Raw genomic sequence first — 22,968 nt, forward strand, 5'->3', positions numbered from 1 at the left:
GAGTCATACTTGCCTAAACATGCTGAAAAAAGCCTTTCGTGGCGACGCGGCCTTGCGCTTGCTCCACGGCGGGGCGCGCACCTGCTGATCCGCGGCTACCAGCTCAGCCTTTCCCTGCTGATCGGCCGGCAGTGCCGGCACTGGCCGTCCTGCTCGGAATACACCGACGAGGCGATCCAGCGGCACGGGCTCTGGGCCGGCGGCTGGGTCGGCTTCTCCCGCATCTGCCGCTGCACGCCGCTCGGCACCTCCGGCATCGACCTGGTCTGCGAGGAGTTGCCCCCCGAGGGCGCTTGGTACAAGCCCTGGGCCTATGGCCGCTGGCGTGGCGTCAACGATCCGGCATCTTGACCGGGGCGCTTGCCGGCTGCTCGGCGATGGTCCGCTGCTCGGGCGCGGAAAGGGGCTCGTTGAGCCACATCCGGGCCTTGAGGAGCGACTGGCAGTTGCGCCGGTGATAGGTCTGCCGGTCGAGATATTCCTGAACCGGCTTCGACAGCCACCAGCTCATCGACACCTCCTTCAGCACGGCTGCCCGGTTCGGCACGGCGGGAGGGGGCGGCTCCTCGGCCGGGGCTTTCGCTCCGGTGGCAAGTTCGGTCGTCGGGCTGGTCCGCTCGTAGCATTTCGGTATCTCGCTGCCGGGCGGCACGTATTCGAAGCCCGTCAGCCGGTCGACGATGGCGAACTTGTCCTCGCTCGGAACCGAGGGTTCGCCGAAGACGAGGAAGTCGGCGACATTGTCCCTGCCGACCACGCCTGCCAGCGTGGCGAGGGCGTAGGAACCGCGTGCGCCACGGGTCGACAGCACCGTGTTCACCGGCGCCATGAGCAGCGGTGCCAGCGAGTCTTCGCGCGGAGGCGGGCGCTGGTCGCGCTCCGGATCGGCGATCAGGTCGACCGGATCGTTGGCGATATGGAGCACGACGGGCGCGAGGCCGAAGCGCTTCAGTGCGTCGGCGATCTCCGCCGTCGTCGTCGCCCCGTCATTCTCGAAATAGCCACCGTCGACGGCCCGCAGCGTGACGTCGCAGCCATCGGCGAAGCGACCGGCCGGCGAGACGATCGGAAAGCGCGCGCTGTTCAGGGCCGCGCTCGCGAGGGTGAGGTCGAGGCCGTTGCCGCGTGCAATGGCGCAGCTCGGCCTTGGCGAAGTCAGTTCGCCCAGGAAACGAGACGCTTCGAAGGCATCGACGAACAGCGTCGGCCGGTCGAGCTTGAGCTGGGTGGCAGGCTCCAGCTGGTTGGCGAGCTGGCTGGCGAGAACGCGCTTGCCGGTTTCTTCCGAGGTCGCATTGAGCACGAGGAGCGGCAGCCAGCTGCCGTCCTTGCGTGCGCCCTGGCCGAAGCGGCTGAACGACTGGGCGAGATCGCCGCGTGCCGGCATCGTCTGCGCCGGCGCGACGACATTGTCCTGATAGTGGTTGATCCAGCTGTTCTCGAGGATGGCGGCGCGATCAAGGAAATGACCGTTTGGCCAGAATCGGCCCAGCATCGGCTCCAGGAAGAGGAACGGTTCGCTCGTCACCAGGGCGAGCACGGTCGGGGAGAGGAAGTCCTCGCCTGCGAGCACCTGCAGGCAATCGCGCCATCTGCTCTCGTTCGGCGGTTTGTAGAAATGCGCCGGGCTCCTGTCGACGCAGGGCGGCAGCAGCGCGGATTCCGTCGGCGCCCGGCGTGCATCGCTCATGGCGGCGACGGCCTGGACCGCGCCGAGGGACCCACCGGACACGCCCGAGATCGCGAAGATCCGCTGCGCCAGCAGGGGAACGGTGGCGTCCGGCTTCTCGCAGGCGCGGCCGGGTTGCCGGCAGGGATTGTCGAGCAGCTCTCCGAGAATCGTCGCAGCGAAGAAGGCGGCTCGCGAGGCGCCGCCCGCAATCGTCACCAGGACCGGGCGCGGACAGGTGCCGCCCACGCAATTCGCCTGTTTCCAGGCCGCGACCGCCTCGCCGAATTCCATGGCTGGCTGCGGTTCTTGCTTGGCACGCGAGATCAGATTCGAATGGCCGCAGGAATTGGCGGCAAGGAGCCAGACGACCAGGAGCAGCACGGTGAACGGAAAACGCGTCCTCTGGCTCGCCATCCCGAGCTGCGTGAAGACGGGAATCCAGGCGCCGAGCAGGATCGGAACGAGATAGATGCCGGAAGCCACCCCCAGCAGGCGATCGCCGAAGACGGCGACCGCCGCGAGCATCAGCAGGCCGAGGGCGAGCCAGGCGCCGGCGTGGAGGCTCACCGCCTCGCGCCAGCTGCTCCCGCCTTCTCCTTCTCTCGTCTTCTCCCGGAAATGCGCCTCAGTTCTGGCGATCTGCCGGATGTTGCGGCCCCAGAGGATGAGATGGGCCGCGATGCCGCAGGCGAGGGCGACATAGAAGCCGGTTGAGCCGCTGCGGAGAATGCCCGCCGACAGGGCCAGCGAGCCGACGCCGTCGCCCGGCAGGTCGGCCAGCGCCGCCTCGTAACCGCACCAGACCGCGAAAAAGGTCAGGAGGGCGAGCGCGTAGGGCACGACGACGACGAAAGCGCGGAAGCGGCGATCGTAGATCGCCATGTCGCGCGGGGTCAGGTCGCGGGACGGGCCGATCAGCCAGGCGCTTTCGCCGAGCAGGTGCTCGGCCGAAGCCTGGACGGCGCTGCTCCAGGCGATGATGTGGATGACGAAATAGACCAGCCAGCGGAACAGCATCTCCCAGAAGCGGGGATAATCCGTTCCCGGACCGAAGGCCGGGCCGTGGAAGACCAGGAAGAGGTCGCGCGCCTGCGGAACCTTCGTCAGCAGCAGATAGCCGAGCAGGACGGAAATCACGGCGACGCGGCAGGCATAGATCACCCGCAGCAGATCGCCGATCCAGTTGAACGGCCACGAATCCACGTCTCGCAGGACGGGCGCCGCGGCGTCCGATGACATCGCTGGCTGCATGGCAATCGAGCCGATTGAGAGGATCGGAAGTCGACTGCATAACCTATCGTCAACCTAGCCATGGTTGCAACAGGCGAAGCTGCCCTGAAGCGCGCCGGAGATTGCTAGGGTTAATTCGCCTGCCGTCGAGCGCGTTTGTTGCAGCGTCTTCGTGACGAAACGGACAGCTTGCGACGGGTAAGGCCATTCCTTGATTGCCTGTCTCGCCCGCCTCGTATAGGCGGGGCCGGCGCGCGTGCCGAACCGGCTGCAGGCCGTGCCGCCCCGCTCATTCATGCAGCCGGCCTTGGCTTACGGGGCTTGTATCCCCGAGTGAGCAGGAGCCGATCGATGACGATCTCCCTGACATTTCCCGATGGCGCGCAGCGCGAATTCCCCTCCGGCATCACCGGCAAGGAACTCGCGGGCGGCATTTCCCCCTCGCTCCTGAAGCGCACGGTCGCGATGGCGCTCGACGGCACGATCGTCGATCTCGGCGACCCGATCACCGCTGATGCGAAGATCGAATTCCTCAACCGTGAGGACCCGCGTGCGCTGGAGCTGATCCGGCACGATACCGCGCACGTCCTCGCCGAAGCCGTGCAGGAGCTCTTCCCCGGCACGCAGGTGACGATCGGCCCCGTCATCGAGAACGGCTTCTTCTACGATTTCGCCCGCAACGAGCCCTTCACCCCGGAGGACTTCCCGGCGATCGAGAAGAAGATGCGCGAGATCATCGCGCGCGACAAACCCTTCACCAAGGAAGTCTGGAGCCGCGACAAGGCCAAGGATTTCTTCGCCAATAAGGGCGAGGCCTACAAGGTCGAGCTGGTCGATGCGATTCCCGCCGACCAGACGCTGAAGATGTACGCGCAGGGCGACTGGATCGATCTCTGCCGTGGTCCGCATATGACCTCGGTCGGCAAGGTCGGCAACGCCTTCAAGCTGATGAAGGTGGCCGGGGCCTATTGGCGCGGCGACAGCAAGAACGCGATGCTGACGCGCATCTACGGCACCGCCTTCGCCAGGCAGGAGGAGCTCGACGCGCATCTCAAGCAGCTCGAGGAGGCGGAGAAGCGCGACCACCGCCGCATCGGCCGCGAGATGGACCTGTTCCACTTCCAGGAGGAGGGGCCGGGCGTCGTCTTCTGGCACTCCAAGGGCTGGCGGTTGTTCCAGGAGGTGCTGACCTATATGCGCCGGCGCCTCGCCGCCGACTATGAGGAGGTCAATGCCCCGCAGGTGCTCGACAAGTCGCTCTGGGAGACCTCGGGCCACTGGGGCTGGTACCAGGACAACATGTTCGCGGTGAAGTCGGCCTCGGCTTTCGAGAACCCGAACGATCCGACGCGCGACCAGAAAGTCTTCGCGCTGAAGCCGATGAACTGCCCGGGCCATGTCCAGATCTTCAAGCACGGGCTGAAGAGCTATCGCGACCTGCCGATCCGGCTGGCCGAATTCGGCAATGTCCACCGCTACGAGCCCTCGGGCGCGCTGCACGGGCTGATGCGCGTGCGCGGCTTCACCCAGGACGACGCCCACATCTTCTGCACCGAGGAGCAGCTCGCGGCCGAGTGCCTGCAGATCAACGACCTGATCCTTTCGGTCTACGAGGATTTTGGCTTCACCGAGGAACTCGTCATCAAGCTCTCGACGCGTCCCGACAAGCGCGTCGGCTCCGACGCGGTCTGGGACCATGCCGAAGATGTCATGACCAATGTGCTGGAGAGGATCGCGAAACAGTCCGGCAACCGGATCAAGACCGAGATCAATCCGGGCGAGGGCGCCTTCTACGGGCCGAAGTTCGAATATGTCCTGCGTGACGCCATCGGCCGCGATTGGCAGTGCGGCACGACGCAGGTCGACTTCAACCTGCCGGAGCGTTTCGGCGCCTTCTATATCGGCTCGGACGGCGAGAAGAAGCAGCCGGTGATGGTGCACCGGGCGATCTGCGGCTCGCTGGAGCGCTTCGTCGGTATCCTGATCGAGCACCATGCCGGGCATTTCCCGCTCTGGCTGGCACCCGAGCAGATCGTCGTCTGCCCGATCACCTCGGAGGCCGACGGCTATGGCGAGGAGGTCACCATGGCGCTGCTCTCGGCCGGCCTGCGCGCCCGCGCCGACCTGCGCAACGAGAAGATCAGCTACAAGGTCCGCGAGCACTCGCTGGCCAAGGTCCCGGTGATCCTCGCCGTCGGCAAGCGCGAGGCCGAGGAGAAGACCGTGACCGTGCGCCGCCTCGGCAGCCAGGCCCAGACGGTGATGAGCCTCGACGCCGTGGTTGCGGCGCTGACAGAAGAGGCGACACCGCCCGATCTCGCCCGCAAGAGGAAGGTCAAGGCGGCCTGAAGCGACCATCTCGCCAAAACCCGTCAGCCCGTGCCAAATAGGCGCGATGCTGACGGGTTCCTATCGCAAACGGCTTGAAGCCGATCTCGGTCGCTGGGTGGGGGAGGGGCTGGTCAGCCCCGAGAGCGCTACGACCATCCGCCGCTCGCTGGCGCAGGAGGGCGGCGGTTTCAAGCTGCCGGCCCTGCTCGGCCTGTTCGGCGGCCTTCTGATCGCATCCAGCGTTTCCGCCTTCGTCGCGGCGAACTGGGAGGAGATTCCCAGGGTCGCCAAGCTCGTGATGATCCTGCTCGGCCTCGCCGGCGCGCTCGGCATCTCGGCCCGGCTGGAAAGCCGCGGCTCGACCGGCGGTGCCGATGCCGCCGCGACCTGCGGCACGTTGATCTTCGCAGCCGGCGTCGCGCTCGTCGGCCAGATGTACCATCTGCCGACCAATTGGGCGGGCGGGGCGCTGCTGATCGCCATCGGCGCGCTGATCGTCGCCGTCCTCTTGCGCTCGAACGGGGCACTCATCGTCGCGCTCGTGGCGATCGGTGCTTGGGCCGGCGGCCGCTGGGACGAGCGCGAGGCGAACGCCCATCTCCTGTTCTGGCTTCCCTTCCTGCCGGCGCTCTGGCTGGCCGCGACCCGGCACAACCGCCTCGTCCATCACCTTGCGGTGCTGGTGCTGCTCGGCTGGTTCGCGACCTTGCCGGGACAATACGCCTTCTTCCGCTTCGATTACGGCCTGCTCGCCTATTGGCTCGCGGTCTCCGCGCTGTTCGTCGCCCTCGGCGCGCTGGCGCTCGACCGCGGCGGGCCGGGCCTGCTCACCGCCTGCCTGCCCTGGGGGCTGATCGGGCTGATCCTCTCGCTCAATGTCGAGCTCGCCCGTATCCTCGATGCCGACGAGGCGAAGGCGGGCACCGCGCTCTGGCTGAACTATTTCGCCTATGCGCTGGCGCTGCCGGCGCTGGTCGGGTTCGGCCTGCTGGCGCGCGAGCGCCGCTTCGCCTGGCCGCTGGCGCTGGCGCTGTTCATGGCGCTGCTGGTGCCGGTGCTGTTCTGGAGCGGCGGCGCGGTCAGCATGGTCGGCAAGATCGTCGTTGCGGCGCTGATCCTCGCCATCGCGATCGGCATCGTCATTTCCGGCGCGGGCGGCGGCATACGCCGGCTCAGCATCGCCGGCTCGATCCTGTTCGCCATCGCGATCGTCATCCTGCTCTGGCAGACTATCGGCACCTTGCTCGACCAGTCGCTGTTCTTCCTGGTCGGCGGTGCGCTCTTGATCGGCCTCGCCAGCGGGATGCGCCGCCTCCTCGCCAAATTCAGCAAGCCGGTGGAGGCCGCGCCGTGATCCGCTTGCCCTCCGCTGACGCCATCACCGGCCGTGTCGCGCCGCTCTGGCGTGGGCTCGCCGCCATCGTCCTGCTCTGCGGGCTGATCCTTGCCCTGGTCGAATCGCGCGCCGGCATCCTGCGTTCCGGCACCGAGATCAGGCTGGCGACCGCGCCGGTCGATCCACGCGACCTGTTCCGCGGCGACTACGTGATCCTGAACTACAAGATCAGCACGCTCGATCTCTCCAAGCTCGATGGCGACAAGACCTTCGAGCGGAACCAGCCGGTATTCGTCCGGGTTGCGCCCGGCGCCGATGGATTGGCTGAGGCCAAGGGCGTCTACCTCGTGCGTCCTTCCGCGACGGGTGGCGGGGCCGTGCTCGAAGGCAAGGTCACCTCGGCCAGCGCCTGCGTCACCAATGCGGACGGCGATCCCGACTGCAATGCCGGCCGCCGCGCCATCCGTGTCGCTTACGGGCTGGAGAGCTATTTCGTGCCGCAGGGTACGGGCCGCGCCATCGAGACCACCGACAAGGCGCGTATCGAGATCGTCGCCGCCGTGTCGAGCTCCGGGCAGGCGGCGATCAAGCGCCTGCTGATCGACGGCAAGCTCGTCCATCAGGAGCCGCCTTACTGAAATTTGACGCGGCGCGTGGATGAAGGGCGCGGGGAACCCTTCTCCTGTGTGGGAGAAGGGCAGGGATGAGGGCCTGCCTTATCCGCAGAAGGCGCAGCGGCGCCGCATCGCTCAAACAATCAGCGGCAGTCCCTCACCCCTACCCCTCTCCCATCCGGGAGAGGGGATCCCGCGCGAGCCCGTTCCCGCTATTGCCGCACCCGCGCCGCGCGGACGGAACGCTTCCGTGCCGGCGCGGCATGCTCTAGAGGATCAGCCGATTCCACAACGGATCGGCTTGAGCGATGTACGACATCAGATGGATTCGCGAGAACGCTGAGGCGTTCGATCGGGGCTTGCAGCGACGCGGGCTTGAGAAACTGTCGTCGTCACTGCTGGCGCTCGACGACCGCCGCCGGATCGCAATCAGCAAATCGCAGGCCGCGCAGGAGCGTCGCAACGCCCTCTCCAAGGAGATCGGCAAGGCGATGGGCCAGAAGGACCTCGCTTTGGCTGAACAGCTCAAGGCCGAGGTCGCCGCGCTGAAAGAGCACGGGCCGGCGCTGGAAGCAGACGAGAAGGCCGCCGTCGAGACGCTGAACGAGCAACTCGCCGCGATCCCGAACAAGCCCTTCGACGAGGTGCCGGATGGCGCCGACGAGCACGGCAATGTTGTGCTCGAAGGTCACACCAATGGCCAGCAGCCGGAGAAGACCGGCGGTCGGCTCTTCGGTTTCAATCAGATCAAGGAGCATTACGAGCTCGGCGAAGCCCTCGGCCAGATGGATTTCGAGACGGCGGCCAAGCTCTCGGGCTCGCGCTTCGTCGTGCTCGACCGTCAGATCGCGCGGCTCAACCGCGCCATCGGCCAGTTCATGCTCGACACCCATGTCGAGGAGCACGGCTACACCGAGGTCAACCCGCCGCTGATGGTGCGCGACGATGCCATGTTCGGCACGGCGCAGCTGCCGAAGTTCCGCGACGACCAGTTCCGGGCGGGCGAGGATCACTGGCTGATCCCCACCGCCGAGGTCCCGCTGACCAATCTCGTGCGCGAATCCATCCTCTCCGAGGAGGAATTGCCGCGCCGCTTCACCGCGCTCACCCCGTGCTTCCGGGCCGAGGCGGGCTCCGCCGGGCGCGACACCCGCGGCATGCTGCGCCAGCACCAGTTCGAGAAGGTCGAGCTCGTCTCGATCACCGCGCCCGAAAAATCGCGCGAGGAGCATGAGCGCATGCTCGCCTGCGCCGAGACCGTGCTGAAGAAGCTCGACCTGCATTATCGCGTCATGACGCTCTGCACCGGCGACATGGGCTTCGCCTCGCAGAAGACCTACGACATCGAGGTCTGGCTGCCCGGCCAGAAGACCTATCGCGAGATCTCGTCCTGCTCGGTCTGCGGCGATTTCCAGGCCAGGCGGATGAACGCCCGCTACAAGACCAAGGACGGCAAGGGCCCGTTCTTCGTCCACACCCTCAACGGCTCGGGCACGGCGGTCGGCCGCGCGCTGATCGCGGTGATGGAGAACTACCAGAATGCCGACGGCTCGATCACCGTGCCGGACGCGCTGGTTCCTTATATGCGCGGGATCACCCGCATCGAAAAGGCGGCCTGAGCCCATGCGCATCCTGGTGACCAATGACGACGGCATCCATGCCGAGGGGCTCGGTATCCTCGAACAGATCGCCGCCCAGCTCTCCGACGATGTCTGGGTGGTCGCGCCGGAGACCGACCAGTCGGGCGTGGCGCATTCGCTGTCGCTGTCGAACCCGCTGCGCCTGCGCCAGATCGAAGAGAAGCGCTTCGCCGTGCAGGGCACGCCGACCGATTGCGTGATCATGGCGGTGCGCTCGGTCATGGCCGAGATGAAGCCCGACCTCGTGCTCTCCGGCGTCAATCGCGGCCAGAACGTCGCCGAGGACGTGACCTATTCCGGCACCATCGCCGCGGCCATGGAAGGCACGCTGCTCGGCATTCCCTCGATCGCGGTGAGCCAGGCCTATATGGCGGGCGACCGCACCAGCATCATCTGGGACTGCGCCCTGCAGCATGCGCCCGGCATCATCCGCCGCTTGCTCGAAGAGGGGATTCCGGACGGCATCCTGTTCAACCTCAACTTCCCGAACGTGGCCCCAAGCGAGGTCGCCGGTGTCGCCGTCACGGCGCAGGGGCGGCGCGACCAGGAGCTGATGCGGCTTGAGCCGCGGCGCGACGGGCGCGGCAATCCCTATTACTGGATCGCCTTCCAGCGCGGCAAGAACGAGCCGGCCAACGGCACCGATTTGCGCGCCCTCGCCGAGAACAAGATCTCGGTGACGCCGCTCGAGCTCGACCTGACGCACGAGCCGACGATGACCCGCTTCGCGCAGCTGTTCGCCTGAAAGCCACGGGAATGACCGAGGAGGGCGCCAGCAGCAACGAGAGCGAGCGCACCGTCGCCTTCCTGCTGTCGCTGCGGGCGCGCGGCGTCCGTGACATCGCGCTGCTGCGGGCGATGGAGCGCGTGCCGCGCGAGCATTTCGCGCCGTCGCGCTTCGCCGATCTCGCCCGGCAGGACGTCTCCGTGCCCTTGCCCTGCGGCCAGACCATGACGGCGCCGCACACGGTCGCGGCGCTGGTTGGCGCGCTCGAGATGAAGCCGGATTGCCGTGTGCTCGAGATCGGCTCCGGCTCCGGCTATGTCGCGGCACTGCTCGCGGCGATGGGCGGCACGGTCGTCTCGCTGGAGCGCTATCGCACGCTCGCGCTCGCCGCGCATGAGCGGCTCACCGGCGGCGGCTTCGCCAAATTGGTCGAGTTGCGCCACGCCGACGGCTTTCAGCCCGACCGCACGCTCGGCCGCTTCGAGCGCATCCTGGTCAACGGGGTGATGCAGGCGGTGCCGGAGGCGCTGCTCGCCAGGCTGGAGACAGGCGGGCGGCTGGTCGGCGCGCTGCGCGTCGAGGGGGCAGGGCGGCTCGTCGTCGTCACGCGCAGCGAGGACGGTTTCGACCATGCGCTCGGCGGGGTCGTGCGCATCCCACCGCTGGCGCCGGGATTGTCGCAGGCGCTGTAAGGGGTTGCTGCAGCCGTCATGCTTGGGCTTGACCTGCGGCTGTTCGGGTCATTTCAGAAGCATGCCAAAACGCCAGCGCGTTGAGGTATTCGAGCAGGCGGTGATCGAAGTGGCATCCGCGGGGAACCCTTCTCCCGTGTGGGAGAAGGGCAGGGATGAGNCCCCTGCCCCTCTCCCATCCGGGAGAGGGGTTCCCCGCGAGCGTCCTATTCGTCAGCCCACTAGATCTGCACGCTCCGTCCGAGAATGACGATCTCCGCCATCTCGAAAATTTACGCGCACTGTCAGCAGCGCAACGCCTTCTTAACCTAACCGGCTCTTTAATGCGGACCGTAGAGTTGCGTCGTTCGCGAGTACAGAGTCCATGCGTAAGCAAGTCGAACTGGCCGTGCCGAAATCCGTGGTTCGCGTCGTCTCGGTCTGCGCCCTTGCAGCCGGTCTGGGCGCCTGCTCCTCGGAGGCGATGCGCTTCACCGAGGCGCCCTTCGGCAGTCCCTTCAAGACCGCTCAGGCTCCCGCTTCGCAGCGCGATCCGGCGACGACAGGCTCGATCGGCCGCAATGCTCCGAGTCAGTCCTACGAGACGGCCTCCGCCACCGGCAATCCGGGCGTGCGCAGCCAGCCTCTGCCGCCACCGACCGCCTCCGTCGCGATGCGCTCCACGCCCCCTTCGGCTCCGACCCCGTCTGTGGGCGGTTCGGCTGCAGGGTGGAGCGCCCAGGGCGGTACACCCATCGTTGTCGCTCAGGGCGAGACGCTCGAAGTGATTTCCGGCCGCTACGGCGTGCCGCGCGCCGCGCTGATGCAGGCGAACGGCCTGTCCGGCGAGGCCGCGCCGGGTTCGCGCATTGTCGTTCCCGTCTACAACAGCACTGGCGCGCAGACCGCTTCGCGCCAGCCGGCGCCGACCGATAATCGCTTCGAGCAGCCCCGTCTCGCGGCGCCGCCGGTCTCGCGTCCGGTCGCATCCGTGCCCGCCAAGCCAGGGGCCGCTCCGAAGGTCGCGGCCGTCGATCCTAGAACGCAGGCCGCCGACGCCAAGGAGAAGGCTGCCGCCGACGCCAAGCGCATGGGCGAAGCCCGCGCCCGCTTCGCCGCCGAGGCCAAGGCCAAGGCGGCCGCCAAGGCCGCCAATGAGACCAAGACCGCGGCGCTGCCGGCCCCTGCCGCCCAGCCGGTCAAGCCGAAGGCTGCTGCGCCGGTCGTCGCCAGCGCCCCGGCCGACAAGATCCCCCCGCAGCCGAAGGCCGTCGCTCCGGAGCCGAAGGCCGCCGAGCCGCAGACCACCGCGAGCCTGCCGAAGGCGGAAGAGCCGGCTTCGTCCGGTGCCGAGTTCCGCTGGCCGGCCCGTGGCCGCGTCATCGCCGGCTATGCCGGCAAGGGCGGCAATGAGGGCATCAACATCGCGGTGCCGGAAGGCACGCCGATCAAGGCGGCCGAGGGCGGCGTCGTCGCCTATGCCGGCAGCGAGCTCAAGGGCTATGGCAACCTGGTGCTGATCCGCCACCCGAACGGCTACGTCTCGGCCTACGCCCATAATGGCGAGCTCAGCGTCAAGCGCGGCGAGCAGGTCAAGCGCGGCCAGGTCGTCGCCAAGTCGGGCCAGTCCGGCAACGTCAACTCGCCGCAGCTGCACTTCGAGCTGCGCAAGGGTTCGACCCCGGTCGACCCGATGCCCTATCTCAGCAGCAACTGATCGCGAACAGACGCAATTCCGGACGCGAAACCGCTTCACGCTTTCGCTGGAATGGCTCCGACACTTCGGCCGGCAATCGCGAGACCCCACCGGTCGAAACCAGGCGGGGCGGTCCCAGGAAAGGCCGCCCCGTTTTCCTTTCTTGAAGCGCGTCATGCTCGGGCTTGCCCGAGCATCTCGGGCAGGACGGGGCGCCGGTTGGCGCCTTTCTCGTCGCAAGATTCTCGGATCTGCGCTTCGCTCCGTCCGAGAATGACGGCCCTTACCCCTCCAGCCGCTTCTCCAGCCGCCCTGCCAGGTCCTGGATGTACTGCCAGGCCGTGCGGCCGGAGCGCGAGCCGCGCGTCGTTGCCCATTCCAGCGCCTCGCGCCGCAACTGCTCGGGCTCGATCGTCAGGCCGAAATGGCCGACATAGCCGTCGATCATCGACAGGTACTCGTCCTGGCTGCATTTGTGGAAGCCGAGCCAAAGGCCGAACCGGTCCGAGAGCGAGACCTTTTCCTCGATTGCCTCGCCCGGATTGATCGCGGTCGAGCGCTCGTTGTCCATCATGTCGCGCGGCAAAAGGTGCCGGCGATTCGAGGTGGCGTAGAACACGACATTGTCCGGCCGCCCTTCGACGCCGCCGTCGAGCGCCGCCTTCAGCGACTTGTAGGAGGTGTCCTGCCCGTCGAAGGAGAGATCGTCGCAGAAGACGATGGCAGGGTGCGGGTCGGCCTTGAGCAGCCCCATCAGCACGGGCAGGCTCTCGATGTCCTCGCGATGGATCTCGATCAGCTTGAGGGGGAGGGCGCCGGCCGGCAGGCGCTGGTTGGTGTCGGCGTGCACCGCTTTGACCAGCGACGATTTGCCCATGCCGCGCGCGCCCCAGAGCAGAACGTTGTTCGCCGGCAGGCCGCGGGCGAAGCGCTCGGTGTTTTCGGCCAGCGTATCGCGGACGCGGTCGACGCCGCGCAGCAGCGAGAGCGCGACACGGTTCACCTTGGCGACCGGCGAAAGCTCGTGACCGGCCGCATGCCAGACGAAGGCGTCGGCGGCGGTGAGATCGGCTGCGCGCCGGGCCGGCGGCGCGAGGCGCTCGAGCGCGTCGGCGATGCGCAGCAGGGTGGCGAGCGTCGGATCGGTGGCGGTGTCGGTCATCGCAGGCAGTCCGCATCAAAAGAGCGTACCGAACGGTACGGTACGCTCATAGCGCCAGTCGCCGCGCGAAGGCAAGGCCATTGCGCGCGGGGCAGGGAGGCCTTAGCTGGGGGATGCGGCCGAAAGACCGGTCGCTTTCGATTGATTTCACGATATCGCTGGCTATAGTCCGCGCGATTTTGCAACCCCCGCGCCGGCCGGCCGTCAATCGGCGGCGACGTGAAGGAGCCTTCCTGTGATCACCCCCGCTTTTGCCCAGGGCTTTGGAGGCGGCGGCACCAACGACGTGCTGATGTCGCTGGTTCCGTTCGTCCTGATCTTCGTCATCATGTGGTTCCTGATCATCAGGCCGCAGCAGAAGCGGGTGAAATCGCATCAGGAGCTGATCAAGAATGTGCGCCGCGGCGACACGATCGTCACCTCGGGTGGTCTCATCGCCAAGGTCTCGAAGGTGATCGACGATGCCGAGATCGAGGCCGAGATCGCCGACGGCGTGCGTGTGCGCATCGTCAAGGGCATGATCACCGACGTCCGCACCAAGGGCGAGCCGGTCAAGAGCTGAAGGCCGTGAGGCGCGGCTCAGCCGCGCCCGCCAACAAGGCTGTCCATAAAGATGCTTCGTCTCCAGGCCCGCAAGGTCATTCTCGTTCTGCTCGTGCTGGTCTTCGGCTGCGGGCTCGCCGTGCCGAACCTGTTCTCGCCCGAGACCCGCAAGGCGATCGAGCAGGGCGCTCCGGCCTGGATTCCGCGCTTCCTGCTGCCGATCCATGCGATGACGCTCGGCCTCGATTTGCAGGGCGGCTCGCACGTCCTGCTCGAGATCGACCGCGCCGACCTGATCCGCAGCCAGGTCACGCAATTGCGTGACGACGTCCGCCGCATCCTGCGCGAGGAGCGCGTCGGCCTGCAGGGCGGCATCGGCATGACCCCGCGCGGCGTGCAGCTGCGTGTTCCGGACGCGGCTGACCGCGCCAAGCTGATGCCGAAGCTTCGCGAACTCGCCCAGCCGATCGGCACGTTCGGCGCCTTCGGGCCCTCGGGCAACCAGTCGATCGAGATCAACGAGAATCCTGAGGGGCTGATTCAGCTCAGTGTCACCGAAGCCGGCGCGAACGAGCGCATTCGCCGCGCCGTCGAGCAGGCGATGGAGGTGCTGCGCCGCCGCGTCGATGCGCTCGGCACCACCGAGCCGAACATCCAGCGCCAGGGTCTCGACCGCATCCTCGTCCAGGTGCCGGGCCTGCAGGATCCGCAGCGGCTGAAGCAGATTCTCGGCGAGACCGCCAAGCTCCAGTTCCGCATGGTCGCGGATGCGAACGCCGGCGATGTCGATATGCTGCCCTCGCAGGATCAGGGCGGCCAGCCGATCCCGATCAGCCGCCAGGTCATCGTCGAGGGCGAGGACCTGATCGACGCCCAGCCGGCCTTCGACCAGCGCACCAGCCAGCCGATCGTCAATTTCCGCTTCAACATCCGCGGCGCGCAGCGCTTCGGCCAGGCGACGACCGAGAATCTCGGCCGCCAGCTCGCCATCGTGCTCGACAACAAGGTGATCTCGGCTCCGGTCATCCAGTCGCCGATCACCGGCGGCTCCGGCCAGATCTCGGGTAACTTCACCGTCGAATCCGTCAACAACCTCGCCATCCTGCTGCGCGCCGGCGCGCTGCCGGCGAAGATGACGATCGTCGAGGAGCGTACCGTCGGCCCCGGCCTCGGCCAGGATTCGATCCAGGCCGGCAAGATGGCGACCATCATCGCCACCGTGCTGGTCATCCTCTACATGATCGGCAATTACGGGCTGTTCGGCATCATCGCCAGCGTCGCGCTGCTCGTGCACGTCTGCCTGATCCTCGGGCTGATGTCGCTGCTCGGGGCGACCATGACCCTGCCAGGCATTGCCGGCATCGTGCTGACCATCGGTACGGCAGTCGACTCGAACGTGCTGATCTATGAGCGCATGCGCGAGGAGTCCCGGATGGGACGATCGCTGGTCTCGGCGCTGGAGGCCGGCTTCACGCGCGCCTTCGCCACGATCATCGATTCGAACGTCACCATGCTGATTGCGGCGGTCGCATTGTTCGCGCTTGGCTCCGGCCCGGTGCGCGGCTTCGCCGTCGTCTTCATCCTCGGCATCCTGACCACGGTCATCACCGCGGTGACACTGACGCGGATGCTGATAGCGCTTTGGTATCGCTGGGCGCGGCCGAAAGCCCTTCCGTTCTGACGCCGCAGGCCAGGAGATAACAGACCATGCGCCTGCTTCGCATCGTTCCCGACAATACTCGCTTCCGCATCGTTCACTGGCGCCGCCTCGCCTATCCGTTCTCGGCGGCCTACTCCGTCCTGGTGCTGGTGCTGTTTCTGACCGTCGGCCTCAACTTCGGCATCGACTTCCGCGGCGGCACGCTGATGGAGATGCAGTCCAAGAGCGGCAAGCCCGACATCGCCCAGGTGCGCCAGACCGCCAACGGCTTCGGCTTCGGCGAAGTCGAGGTCCAGGAGTTCGGCAATTCCGGCGAGCTCTCCATGCGCTTCGCGCTCCAGCCGGGTGGCGAGATCGCCCAGCAGGGCGTGGTGACCAAGGCGCGTGCGGCCTTCTCCGAGGCTTATGAGTTCCGCCGGGTCGAGACGGTCGGCCCGCGTGTCTCGGGCGAACTGGTCCAGGCCGGCACGCTCGGCGTCGTGCTCGCGATCCTCGGCGTGCTGGTCTATCTCTGGTTCCGCTTCGAGATGCAGCTCGCCATCGGCGCGATCGTCGGCACGATGCACGACATCGTGCTGACGATGGGCTTCTTCCTGATCACGCAGCTCGAATTCAACCTGACCTCGATCGCGGCGATCCTGACCATCGTCGGCTACTCGCTGAACGAGACCGTGGTGGTGTTCGACCGCACGCGTGAATTGCTGCGTCGCTACAAGACCATGCCGATCCCGGAGCTGCTCGACCTCTCGGTCAACACGACTTTGTCGCGCACCGCGATCACCTCGACCACGACCGTGCTCGCGCTGATCGCGCTGGTCTTCTTCGGCGGCACGGCGATCGAGGGCTTCGCGCTCGTCATGCTGTTCGGCGTGGTTGTCTGCACCTATTCGGCGATGTTCATCTCGACGCCGGTTCTGCTCTATCTCGACGTCCGCGCCGGCCGCCTCGACCAGAGCGAGGATGCGGCCGAGGCCAAAGCGCGGGTCTGAGGGTTGGCTGAACGTCGCTTCGACGGCTTCGTCCCCGGTCGGTACCAGCTCGACGCCTTCGGCGCCGGCGGCTTCCGCTTCGCGGATATGAGCCATCGCGGCTCGATCCTGGCGACGCCGTCCGGCATCCGGATCTGGCCGGTCTCCTCCTTCGCCGAAGTCACACTGGAGAGCCTCCAGCCGATCCTCGACGAGGCCGGGACGATCGACTTCCTGATCCTCGGCATCGGCCGCGAGATCGCCTTCCTGCCGGCTTCGCTGCGCGATCCGTTCAAGGCAGTGGGCATCACCGTCGAGGCGATGGCGACGCCGGCCGCGGCCCGGACCTACAATGTCCTCGTCGGCGAGGAGCGGCGCGTCGCCGCAGCGCTGATCGCGGTGGAGTGATTGGCGATCAAATCCCACCAGCCATGCCGCTCCCGCGTAGCCAAGGCGGCCGGGCCGGCCTAGACTGCCGGCACTTCGGCCCGGGTGACGACGGGAGCGGGGAGAGCGCATGACCACGAAAACCGAGAACCGCGCCGGCACTGCGCCGGGTCCGCTCTCCCAGGCCTATGGCCATTGCCTGGCGCTGGTGCGCGAGCATGATCCCGACCGCTACATCGCCTCGCTCTATGCGCCGGAGGCGCTTAGGCCCGGCCTGTTCGCGCTCTATGCCTTCAGCCATGAGGTCGCGCGCGTTCGCGAGCAGGTCAGCGAGCCGCTGCCGGGCGAAGTCCGCCTGCAATGGTGGCGCGACGTGCTCGAGGCCGGCCCGGACGCGCCGGCGCAGGGCCATCCGGTCGCGCAGGCGCTGCTCGACACCGTCAGGCGCTTTCGCCTGCCGATCGCGCCGTTGTCCGGCCTGATCGAGGCGCGCGTCTTCGATCTCTACGATGATCCGATGCCCTCGCTCTCGGATCTCGAAGGCTATGCCGGCGAAACCTCGAGCGCACTGATCCGGCTCGCCTGCCTGGTGCTGGGACAGGGTCGTGATCCGGGCGGTGCCACGGCCGCTGGCCATGCCGGCGTCGCCTATGCGCTCTCCGGGCTGATGCGCGCCTTCCCCTGGCATGCGGCCCGCGGCCAGGTCTATCTGCCGGCCGACCTGCTCAACCGCAACGGCGTCACCCGCGAGGACATCGTGCGCGGGCGCGGTGGGCCGGGCCTGATCTATTCGCTGAAAGAGATGCGGGCGCTGGCGCGCATCCATCTGCGCAAGCTCAACGACCTCTCCGCCACCGTGCCGGCGGCGATCAGGCCGGCCTTCCTGCCGGTCGCCCTGGTTGAGCCCTATCTCAGGCAGATGGAGCGGCGTGGCTACGATCCTTACCGCACCATCATCGGCCTCTCGCCGCTCAAGCGCCAATGGACGTTGTGGCGCGCGGCACGGACCGCTGGGCAGTGAAAAGGCGTCGTGCTCGGGCTTGACCCGAGCATCTCAGGCAGGAAGAGGCTCCTATCCGCACCTTCTCGTCATGAGACTCTCGGGTCTGCACTTCGCTGCGCCCGAGAATGACGGCGGCTATTCGGCCGCCTGAGCGCCTGCTGCCCCAACCCACCCATCCATCTCGACCTTCGCCCGCGCCGTCAGCGCCTGCTTGCGGGCGACGCTCTTGGCCGGGCCCTTCAGGCGCTTGCCGTCGGGCCCTTGCGTCGCCACGCCCTCGATATGCGGGAACAGGCCGAAATTGATGTTCATCGGCTGGAAGGAGCGCGGCCCCTCGTCGATGGTGACGATGTGCCCACCGGTGATGTGGTTGACCAGCGCGCCCAGCGCCGTCGTCGCGGGCGGTAGTTCGAGGGGCCGGCCAAGGCGCTCCGCCGCGGCCAGACGGCCGGTCAAAAGGCCGATCGCTGCGCTCTCGACATAGCCCTCGCAGCCGGTGATCTGCCCAGCGAAGCGCAGGCGCGGATCGGCCTTCAAGCGCAATTGCGGGTCGAGCAGCTCCGGCGAGTTGAGATAGGTGTTGCGGTGGATGCCGCCGAGCCGGGCGAACTCGGCGTTCTGCAGGCCCGGGATCATCCGGAAGATCGCGGCCTGCTCGCCGTATTTCAGCTTGGTCTGGAATCCGGTCATGTTGAACAGCGTGCCCAGCGCATTGTCCTGACGGAGCTGGACGACGGCATAGGCCTTCACCGTCGGGTTGTGCTTGTTGGTCAGCCCGACCGGCTTCATCGGCCCCCAGCGCAGCGTCTCGCGGCCGCGTTCGGCCATCACCTCGATCGGCAGGCAGCCGTCGAAATAGGGCGTGCCCTCCCACTCCTTGAACTCGGTCTTCTCGGCCGCCAGCAGCGCGTCGATGAAGGCCTCGTACTGGTCGCGATCGAGCGGGCAGTTGATGTAGTCGGCGCCGGTGCCGCCGGGCCCCGCCTTGTCGTAGCGCGACTGGAACCAGGCGACGTCCATGTCGACCGAATCGAAATGGATGATCGGCGCGATCGCGTCGAAGAAGGCAAGCTCCCCCGCACCCGTCAGCGAGCGGATGCCTTCGGCGAGCGCCGGCGAGGTGAGCGGACCGGTCGCGACGATGACCTTGTCCCACGCGGCCGGCGGCAGGCCGGCGATCTCGCCGCGTTCGATCGTGACGTTGGGATGGGCTTCGAGCGCTGCGGTGACCGCGGCGGAGAAGCCGTCCCGGTCGACCGCGAGTGCTCCACCGGCCGGGACCTGATGGGCATCGCCCTTGGCCATGATCAGCGAGCCGAGCCGGCGCATCTCCCAATGCAGCTGGCCGACGGCGTTGGACGACGAATCGTCGGAGCGGAAGGAGTTGGAGCAGACCAGCTCGGCCAGGCTCTCTGTCTTGTGGGCGTCGGTGCCGCGGACCGGGCGCATTTCGTGCAGGACGACCGGAACGCCGGCCTCTGCGATCTGCCAGGCAGCTTCCGAACCGGCGAGGCCGCCGCCGACGATGTGGATGAGTGCGAGTGTCATGGCCGCGATGTGTCCGCGGTGGCGCCCAAGGTCAAGGGCGCAAGGCTAATCAAGCCCCCAGAAACGCAAAATGCCCGCTCGAAAGCGGGCATTCGCTCTTCGACCAGACCCTGAGGGGAGGAACACAGGGTCTAGGAGAAACTACTCGTCAAACCTGGGCGGTCGGAAATCAGGCAGTCGCGTGGGTACGGGCGACGTACTGGATGTCCGAGCGCGACAGGCCGAGGTCGTCGAGCTCACGGTCGGTGAGGCGGGACAGCTCGCGGACGGTCTCGCGATAGCGAAGATAAGAGCGGATCTTGGAAGCGATCATGGACAGGAACATGGCGATAACCTTTTGGTTTTTCGGGGTTTGGCCCCGACAGCGATGAATTCGTTGTGCACTGCATATAGAGCGATCATGCTGCCTCTCACAGGGGCGCCGCATCAATTCTGTTATGCTTTTGACGCATGACAAATTAAGAGATCGTTTGGAAAGGCGCGCTGACCCGCGCAGAGCGCTTAACGATTTTGTCAGAACAGTGAAAATTTGGCCTAATTTTTAGGCGACGAATGGCCGAAGGTCACGCCGTGCCGGCATATGGCGCGAATCTGCGCAAAACCGCCGCGATCCGCTATGCGGTTTGCACCGCAACATTGGTTGCCGAGCCGAAGGACAGTGTAACGCGCTGTTCACCATGGCGAGATTCGAAGAGAATTCCGTCCCGCTCGGCCGGGTGGCGTCATGCGCTCGCATGATCTTCGCGGCATGATTCGACGATTCGGGTGGCGCGGGGCAGGGCATGCGGGGCGCGGGCTATTGCGAGCGATTGAGTGAGGCGTTCTGGGCCGAGCCGCTCAATGCGGTCAGCAATGCCGCCTTCCTACTGGCGGCGCTTGCGGCTCTCCTGCTGTTGCGACGAAACGGCCGGCGCGACTGGCCGGTCGAATCGCTGACGGCGCTGGTTGGGCTCATCGGCTTCGGCTCCTTCCTGTTCCACACCATGCCGCAGCGCTGGACCCTGCTGGCCGATGTCGTGCCGATCCAGCTCTTCGCGCTCTGCTATTTCGGCCTGGCGCTCAATCGCTTCCTGGGCCTGTCGCCGGTGATGGCGGCGATCGGCGCGCTTCTTTTCCTTGGTGCCTGCTTCGGACTGGCTTCCGGCCTCGCGCCGCTGCTGCCTGCCGGCATGCGCGGCTCCGCCGGCTATGCCGGCTTCCTCATCGGCCTTGCCGGTGTCGCGCTGGCGGCGAAGCTCCGCGGGGATGTCGCTACGGGCAAGCGGATCGCCATCGGCGGCCTCGTCTTCGCTGCATCGCTCAGCTTCCGCTCGCTCGATTCCGTCCTCTGCGGCGCGGTTCCCTTTGGCCTGCATTGGGGCTGGCACCTGCTCAACGGGTTGCTGCTCTATCTGTTGCTGCGGGCAGCCATCCTCGCGCCGCGCGCCTGAACGGCATCCTCGTTCCGCCATGGTGCCGAAAATGGCGCTTGACCATGCATAATCAGTTATATAACAAAATAGTTATATATAGAGGTCGACATGAACAGGTTGGACACGGCCTTTTCCGCTCTCGCCGATCCGACGCGCCGGGCGATCCTGGCGCGGCTGGCCCTCGGTGAAACCACGGTGATGGAACTCGCCGAGCCTTTCGCGATGTCGCAGCCCGCGGTGTCGCGGCACCTGAAGGTGCTGGAAGAGGCGGGGCTGATCACAAGGCGGATCGAGGGAACCAAGCGGCCCTGCCGGCTCGCGCCGGGAGCGCTTGAGGAGATCGACAAATGGCTCGCCATGCTCAGGCGAGCCTTGGAGGCGAATTATGACCGGCTGGACCAGCTTCTGGCCGAGATGGAAGCAGGCAAGGAGAAAGACCAAAAATGACCAAGCTTACCTTGACGACCGAAGGCGACACTCATGTCCTCGTCACCCGTCGCTTCAAAGCTTCGCCGGAGACAGTCTACCGCGCCCATACCGAGACGGTGCTGATCCAGAAATGGCTGCTCGGCCCCGAGGGCTGGACCATGCCGGTTTGCATCAACGATCACCGGCCCGGCGGCAAGTTCCGCTATGAGTGGAGCGACGGCCAGGGCGAAGAACTGACGCTTACCGGCGAATACGTCACACTCGAGCCGTTCAGCCGCATCGTCCATATCGAGCGCTTCCACATGCCCGACGTCACGCCCGACAACCATATCGAGACCCGCTTCGAGGCCGAGGGCGCCGGCACGCTGATGACGATGCGCATGACCCTGCCGGACGCCGCCACTCGCGAGGCTATGCTCGCGATCGGCATGGAAGAGGGCATGGAGGCGAGCTATGCCCGCCTCGACGCGATGGGTAGCTGACCGCGTCGGCCTGAGCGCCGTTCCGCCCCACGCACCGGCGATGGCTTGACCCGCCGCCGGCGCGCCCGGAAGCTCCTCCTCAACTATATAGAGGGGAAGCGCGCATGCCGGATCCGGCCCAGGAACTCGATCTCGCCAGCCTGAAGGGCCGGCTCTATTCGGCCGTGCTCTCCGACGTGCTCGACGAGCTCGGCCATCCCAACCAGGCGGTCAGGCCCTTCGTCCGGCCGCTCGATGACGCCTCGGTGCTCTGCGGCTTCGCCCGCACCGGGCTCTACATGAAACGCTACCATCTCCCTGAGGGGCACAACCCCTATGCGCTGGAGATGGACCTGATCGACAGCCTCAAAGCCGGCGAGGTCGCGGTGCTCGCCTGCGACGGGCCGACCGACCGGATCGCGCCCTGGGGCGAGTTGCTCACCACCGCCTCGAAAGTGAGGGGTGCCGCCGGCTGCCTCACCGACGGGCTGGTGCGCGATGTCCGCCGCATCCGCGAGCTCGGCTTCCCGGTCTTCCATGGCGGCATCGGCCCGCTCGACACCAAGGGCCGGGCCGAGATGATGGCCGCCGACGAGCCGGTCGAGGTCGGCGGCGCCCGCGTCGCGCCGGGCGATTTCATCTTCGGCGACGTCGACGGCGTCGTCATCGTGCCCCGCGCGATCGCGCCCGAGGCGATCCGGCTGGCGCTGGCCAAGATCGAGGCCGAGGATTCGACTAGGCAGGAACTGCTCGCCGGCGAAAGTCTGCGCTCGGTCTTCGAGCGCCACGGGGTGCTTTGACGAACCGTCATGCTCGGGGTTGACCCGAGCATCTCTGGCCGGAAAAGGCGCCAGCCCGCGCCTTCTCGTCACGAGATTCCCGGGTCTGCGCTGCACTTCGCCCGGGAATGACGCCTTTTGTCAGCCACACCGCTCCAGCAGCCGCGACGCCGCGGTCACGCCTTCGAGCGAGAAGGTGTAGCTGGTCTCGTTGCCGCGGGCCGAGCGCGCCGCCAGCACCATCTCGTCGCCGGCCTTCATCGCCTGGAGCAGCTCGCCTTCGCGCTCCAGCCGCTGCAGCCAGGCATTGTTGCCCGAGGTCAGCATGCGGAACGTCTCGTCGCCGATCGTCACGGTGACGGTGGAATCCTTGGCGAAGTCATAGCCGGTCTGGAAGCTCGACTCGGTGCGGCTCTGAGCGCTCGGCGCGGTCTGCACGAAGAAGAACACGTCACCATGACGCAAGGTATCAGGTTTCTCGGTGCCCGGTGACGATACGATATAGCAACGCTTGCCATTGCTGCCGTCATAGGCGGCAGCATTCCACTGCTTGAACTGGCCCATAGGCTGGGCCGGAGCGGCGAAAGCCGGGGCCGTGGCGGAAAGAAGGCTCAGGGCCGCGGGAAGCGCCAGTCTGATCATCGGGTCATCTCCTGTTTGCATCGCAGGGATGTCCAAGAGCGGTTTAACAAGGCGTAA

The 22,968-nt window shown here is 66.8% G+C and carries 22 protein-coding genes; 17 read left to right on the plus strand and 5 right to left on the minus strand.

The genetic code is table 11. From position 1 onward, the window contains the following. Positions 1-9: 9 nt before the first annotated feature. A complete protein-coding gene (yidD, locus tag ASE66_RS24005; protein WP_057192277.1) occupies positions 10-351 on the plus strand; it encodes a membrane protein insertion efficiency factor YidD in 342 nt (113 codons plus the stop codon). Here the strand turns inward: yidD and ASE66_RS24010 are convergent. After that, entirely contained in the window at positions 332-2,911 is a 2,580-nt protein-coding gene (locus ASE66_RS24010) for a hypothetical protein (protein WP_057192278.1), read from the minus strand. The two genes, yidD and ASE66_RS24010, sit on opposite strands and share 20 nt — an antisense overlap. 342 nt (positions 2,912-3,253) lie before the next feature. Here ASE66_RS24010 and thrS point away from each other — a divergent pair, with 342 nt between their 5' ends. The 7 genes from thrS (at position 3,254) to ASE66_RS24045 (ending at position 11,938) form a co-directional block, all read left to right on the plus strand. Next, complete coding sequence (thrS, locus tag ASE66_RS24015; protein WP_082613695.1) at positions 3,254-5,251, plus strand: threonine--tRNA ligase; 1,998 nt, start codon at positions 3,254-3,256, stop codon at positions 5,249-5,251. Positions 5,252-5,297: 46 nt separating this feature from the next. Further along, positions 5,298-6,587: a DUF2157 domain-containing protein gene (locus ASE66_RS24020; protein WP_057192280.1), complete on the plus strand. Its 1,290-nt coding sequence runs from the start codon at positions 5,298-5,300 to the stop codon at positions 6,585-6,587. Further along, positions 6,584-7,207, plus strand: a complete 624-nt coding sequence (locus ASE66_RS32540) for a GDYXXLXY domain-containing protein (RefSeq protein ID WP_057192281.1) — start codon at positions 6,584-6,586, stop codon at positions 7,205-7,207. The genes ASE66_RS24020 and ASE66_RS32540 overlap by 4 nt, the downstream gene beginning before the upstream one ends. Before the next feature lie 284 nt (positions 7,208-7,491). Next, complete coding sequence (serS, locus tag ASE66_RS24030) at positions 7,492-8,802, plus strand: serine--tRNA ligase (RefSeq protein ID WP_057192282.1); 1,311 nt, start codon at positions 7,492-7,494, stop codon at positions 8,800-8,802. A 4-nt stretch (positions 8,803-8,806) separates the two neighbouring features. Continuing rightward, the gene (gene surE / locus ASE66_RS24035) at positions 8,807-9,568 is read left to right on the plus strand and encodes a 5'/3'-nucleotidase SurE (protein WP_057192283.1); all 762 of its coding nucleotides are present in this window, start codon (positions 8,807-8,809) and stop codon (positions 9,566-9,568) included. Positions 9,569-9,579: 11 nt separating this feature from the next. After that, a complete protein-coding gene (locus ASE66_RS24040; protein ID WP_057192284.1) occupies positions 9,580-10,242 on the plus strand; it encodes a protein-L-isoaspartate O-methyltransferase family protein in 663 nt (220 codons plus the stop codon). 364 nt (positions 10,243-10,606) lie between these two features. Next, on the plus strand, positions 10,607-11,938 hold the full coding sequence (locus ASE66_RS24045; RefSeq protein WP_057192285.1) for a peptidoglycan DD-metalloendopeptidase family protein: 1,332 nt from the start codon (positions 10,607-10,609) through the stop codon (positions 11,936-11,938). A gap of 262 nt (positions 11,939-12,200) precedes the next feature. On the opposite strand, the gene ASE66_RS24050 is transcribed toward ASE66_RS24045, so the two are convergent. Continuing rightward, the gene (locus tag ASE66_RS24050; RefSeq protein WP_057192286.1) at positions 12,201-13,079 is read right to left on the minus strand and encodes an ATP-binding protein; all 879 of its coding nucleotides are present in this window, start codon (positions 13,077-13,079) and stop codon (positions 12,201-12,203) included. Between the two features lie 292 nt (positions 13,080-13,371). Here ASE66_RS24050 and yajC point away from each other — a divergent pair, with 292 nt between their 5' ends. From yajC to ASE66_RS24075, 5 genes are all read left to right on the plus strand, one after another. Continuing rightward, positions 13,372-13,641, plus strand: a complete 270-nt coding sequence (yajC, locus tag ASE66_RS24055; protein WP_057193329.1) for a preprotein translocase subunit YajC — start codon at positions 13,372-13,374, stop codon at positions 13,639-13,641. 51 nt (positions 13,642-13,692) lie between these two features. Continuing rightward, entirely contained in the window at positions 13,693-15,303 is a 1,611-nt protein-coding gene (gene secD, locus ASE66_RS24060) for a protein translocase subunit SecD (RefSeq protein WP_057192287.1), read from the plus strand. Positions 15,304-15,329: 26 nt separating this feature from the next. Beyond that, entirely contained in the window at positions 15,330-16,271 is a 942-nt protein-coding gene (secF, locus tag ASE66_RS24065) for a protein translocase subunit SecF (protein WP_057192288.1), read from the plus strand. A 3-nt stretch (positions 16,272-16,274) separates the two neighbouring features. Further along, positions 16,275-16,658 carry an Mth938-like domain-containing protein gene (locus ASE66_RS24070; protein WP_057192289.1) on the plus strand — a complete coding sequence of 128 codons (384 nt, stop codon included), beginning with the start codon at positions 16,275-16,277 and terminating at the stop codon, positions 16,656-16,658. A gap of 109 nt (positions 16,659-16,767) precedes the next feature. Further along, positions 16,768-17,658 (plus strand): phytoene/squalene synthase family protein, encoded by an 891-nt coding sequence (locus tag ASE66_RS24075; RefSeq protein ID WP_057192290.1) that lies wholly within the window; start codon positions 16,768-16,770, stop codon positions 17,656-17,658. Between the two features lie 117 nt (positions 17,659-17,775). Here the strand turns inward: ASE66_RS24075 and trmFO are convergent, their stop codons facing one another. Together trmFO and ASE66_RS31580 are read right to left on the minus strand one after the other, a co-directional pair. Then, positions 17,776-19,188 (minus strand): methylenetetrahydrofolate--tRNA-(uracil(54)-C(5))-methyltransferase (FADH(2)-oxidizing) TrmFO, encoded by a 1,413-nt coding sequence (trmFO, locus tag ASE66_RS24080; protein ID WP_057192291.1) that lies wholly within the window; start codon positions 19,186-19,188, stop codon positions 17,776-17,778. A gap of 169 nt (positions 19,189-19,357) precedes the next feature. Continuing rightward, positions 19,358-19,513: a DUF1127 domain-containing protein gene (locus tag ASE66_RS31580; RefSeq protein WP_110492672.1), complete on the minus strand. Its 156-nt coding sequence runs from the start codon at positions 19,511-19,513 to the stop codon at positions 19,358-19,360. Positions 19,514-19,970: 457 nt separating this feature from the next. On the opposite strand from ASE66_RS31580, the gene ASE66_RS24085 reads away from it, so the two are divergent. From ASE66_RS24085 to ASE66_RS24100, 4 genes are all read left to right on the plus strand, one after another. Next, complete coding sequence (locus ASE66_RS24085; RefSeq protein ID WP_057192292.1) at positions 19,971-20,618, plus strand: ceramidase domain-containing protein; 648 nt, start codon at positions 19,971-19,973, stop codon at positions 20,616-20,618. A gap of 90 nt (positions 20,619-20,708) precedes the next feature. Further along, positions 20,709-21,047 carry an ArsR/SmtB family transcription factor gene (locus ASE66_RS24090; RefSeq protein ID WP_057192293.1) on the plus strand — a complete coding sequence of 113 codons (339 nt, stop codon included), beginning with the start codon at positions 20,709-20,711 and terminating at the stop codon, positions 21,045-21,047. After that, the gene (locus ASE66_RS24095; protein WP_057192294.1) at positions 21,044-21,511 is read left to right on the plus strand and encodes an SRPBCC domain-containing protein; all 468 of its coding nucleotides are present in this window, start codon (positions 21,044-21,046) and stop codon (positions 21,509-21,511) included. Before ASE66_RS24090 ends, ASE66_RS24095 begins: the two co-directional genes overlap by 4 nt. Before the next feature lie 104 nt (positions 21,512-21,615). Further along, complete coding sequence (locus ASE66_RS24100; protein WP_057192295.1) at positions 21,616-22,290, plus strand: RraA family protein; 675 nt, start codon at positions 21,616-21,618, stop codon at positions 22,288-22,290. Positions 22,291-22,410: 120 nt separating this feature from the next. Here the strand turns inward: ASE66_RS24100 and ASE66_RS24105 are convergent, their stop codons facing one another. Then, on the minus strand, positions 22,411-22,911 hold the full coding sequence (locus ASE66_RS24105) for an invasion associated locus B family protein (protein WP_057192296.1): 501 nt from the start codon (positions 22,909-22,911) through the stop codon (positions 22,411-22,413). Positions 22,912-22,968 lie beyond the last annotated feature (57 nt).

Origin of the sequence: Allobosea sp. Root483D1, from assembly GCF_001429505.1 — a bacterium.
GTDB lineage: Bacteria > Pseudomonadota > Alphaproteobacteria > Rhizobiales > Beijerinckiaceae > Allobosea.

Excerpts from the sequence above, each read along its gene's own strand:
- thrS (WP_082613695.1), top strand. The coding sequence starts at position 3,254 with ATGACGATCTCCCTGACATTTCCCGATGGCGCGCAGCGCGAATTCCCC.
- ASE66_RS24105 (WP_057192296.1), bottom strand. The coding sequence starts at position 22,911 with ATGATCAGACTGGCGCTTCCCGCGGCCCTGAGCCTTCTTTCCGCCACG.
- trmFO (WP_057192291.1), bottom strand. The coding sequence starts at position 19,188 with ATGACACTCGCACTCATCCACATCGTCGGCGGCGGCCTCGCCGGTTCG.
- ASE66_RS24020 (WP_057192280.1), top strand. The coding sequence starts at position 5,298 with ATGCTGACGGGTTCCTATCGCAAACGGCTTGAAGCCGATCTCGGTCGC.
- ASE66_RS24045 (WP_057192285.1), top strand. The coding sequence starts at position 10,607 with ATGCGTAAGCAAGTCGAACTGGCCGTGCCGAAATCCGTGGTTCGCGTC.
- surE (WP_057192283.1), top strand. The coding sequence starts at position 8,807 with ATGCGCATCCTGGTGACCAATGACGACGGCATCCATGCCGAGGGGCTC.
- ASE66_RS24040 (WP_057192284.1), top strand. The coding sequence starts at position 9,580 with ATGACCGAGGAGGGCGCCAGCAGCAACGAGAGCGAGCGCACCGTCGCC.
- ASE66_RS31580 (WP_110492672.1), bottom strand. The coding sequence starts at position 19,513 with ATGTTCCTGTCCATGATCGCTTCCAAGATCCGCTCTTATCTTCGCTAT.
- yajC (WP_057193329.1), top strand. The coding sequence starts at position 13,372 with ATGTCGCTGGTTCCGTTCGTCCTGATCTTCGTCATCATGTGGTTCCTG.
- ASE66_RS24100 (WP_057192295.1), top strand. The coding sequence starts at position 21,616 with ATGCCGGATCCGGCCCAGGAACTCGATCTCGCCAGCCTGAAGGGCCGG.
- ASE66_RS24010 (WP_057192278.1), bottom strand. The coding sequence starts at position 2,911 with ATGTCATCGGACGCCGCGGCGCCCGTCCTGCGAGACGTGGATTCGTGG.
- secF (WP_057192288.1), top strand. The coding sequence starts at position 15,330 with ATGCGCCTGCTTCGCATCGTTCCCGACAATACTCGCTTCCGCATCGTT.
- ASE66_RS24085 (WP_057192292.1), top strand. The coding sequence starts at position 19,971 with ATGCGGGGCGCGGGCTATTGCGAGCGATTGAGTGAGGCGTTCTGGGCC.
- ASE66_RS24090 (WP_057192293.1), top strand. The coding sequence starts at position 20,709 with ATGAACAGGTTGGACACGGCCTTTTCCGCTCTCGCCGATCCGACGCGC.
- serS (WP_057192282.1), top strand. The coding sequence starts at position 7,492 with ATGTACGACATCAGATGGATTCGCGAGAACGCTGAGGCGTTCGATCGG.
- ASE66_RS24095 (WP_057192294.1), top strand. The coding sequence starts at position 21,044 with ATGACCAAGCTTACCTTGACGACCGAAGGCGACACTCATGTCCTCGTC.
- ASE66_RS24050 (WP_057192286.1), bottom strand. The coding sequence starts at position 13,079 with ATGACCGACACCGCCACCGATCCGACGCTCGCCACCCTGCTGCGCATC.
- ASE66_RS24075 (WP_057192290.1), top strand. The coding sequence starts at position 16,768 with ATGACCACGAAAACCGAGAACCGCGCCGGCACTGCGCCGGGTCCGCTC.
- secD (WP_057192287.1), top strand. The coding sequence starts at position 13,693 with ATGCTTCGTCTCCAGGCCCGCAAGGTCATTCTCGTTCTGCTCGTGCTG.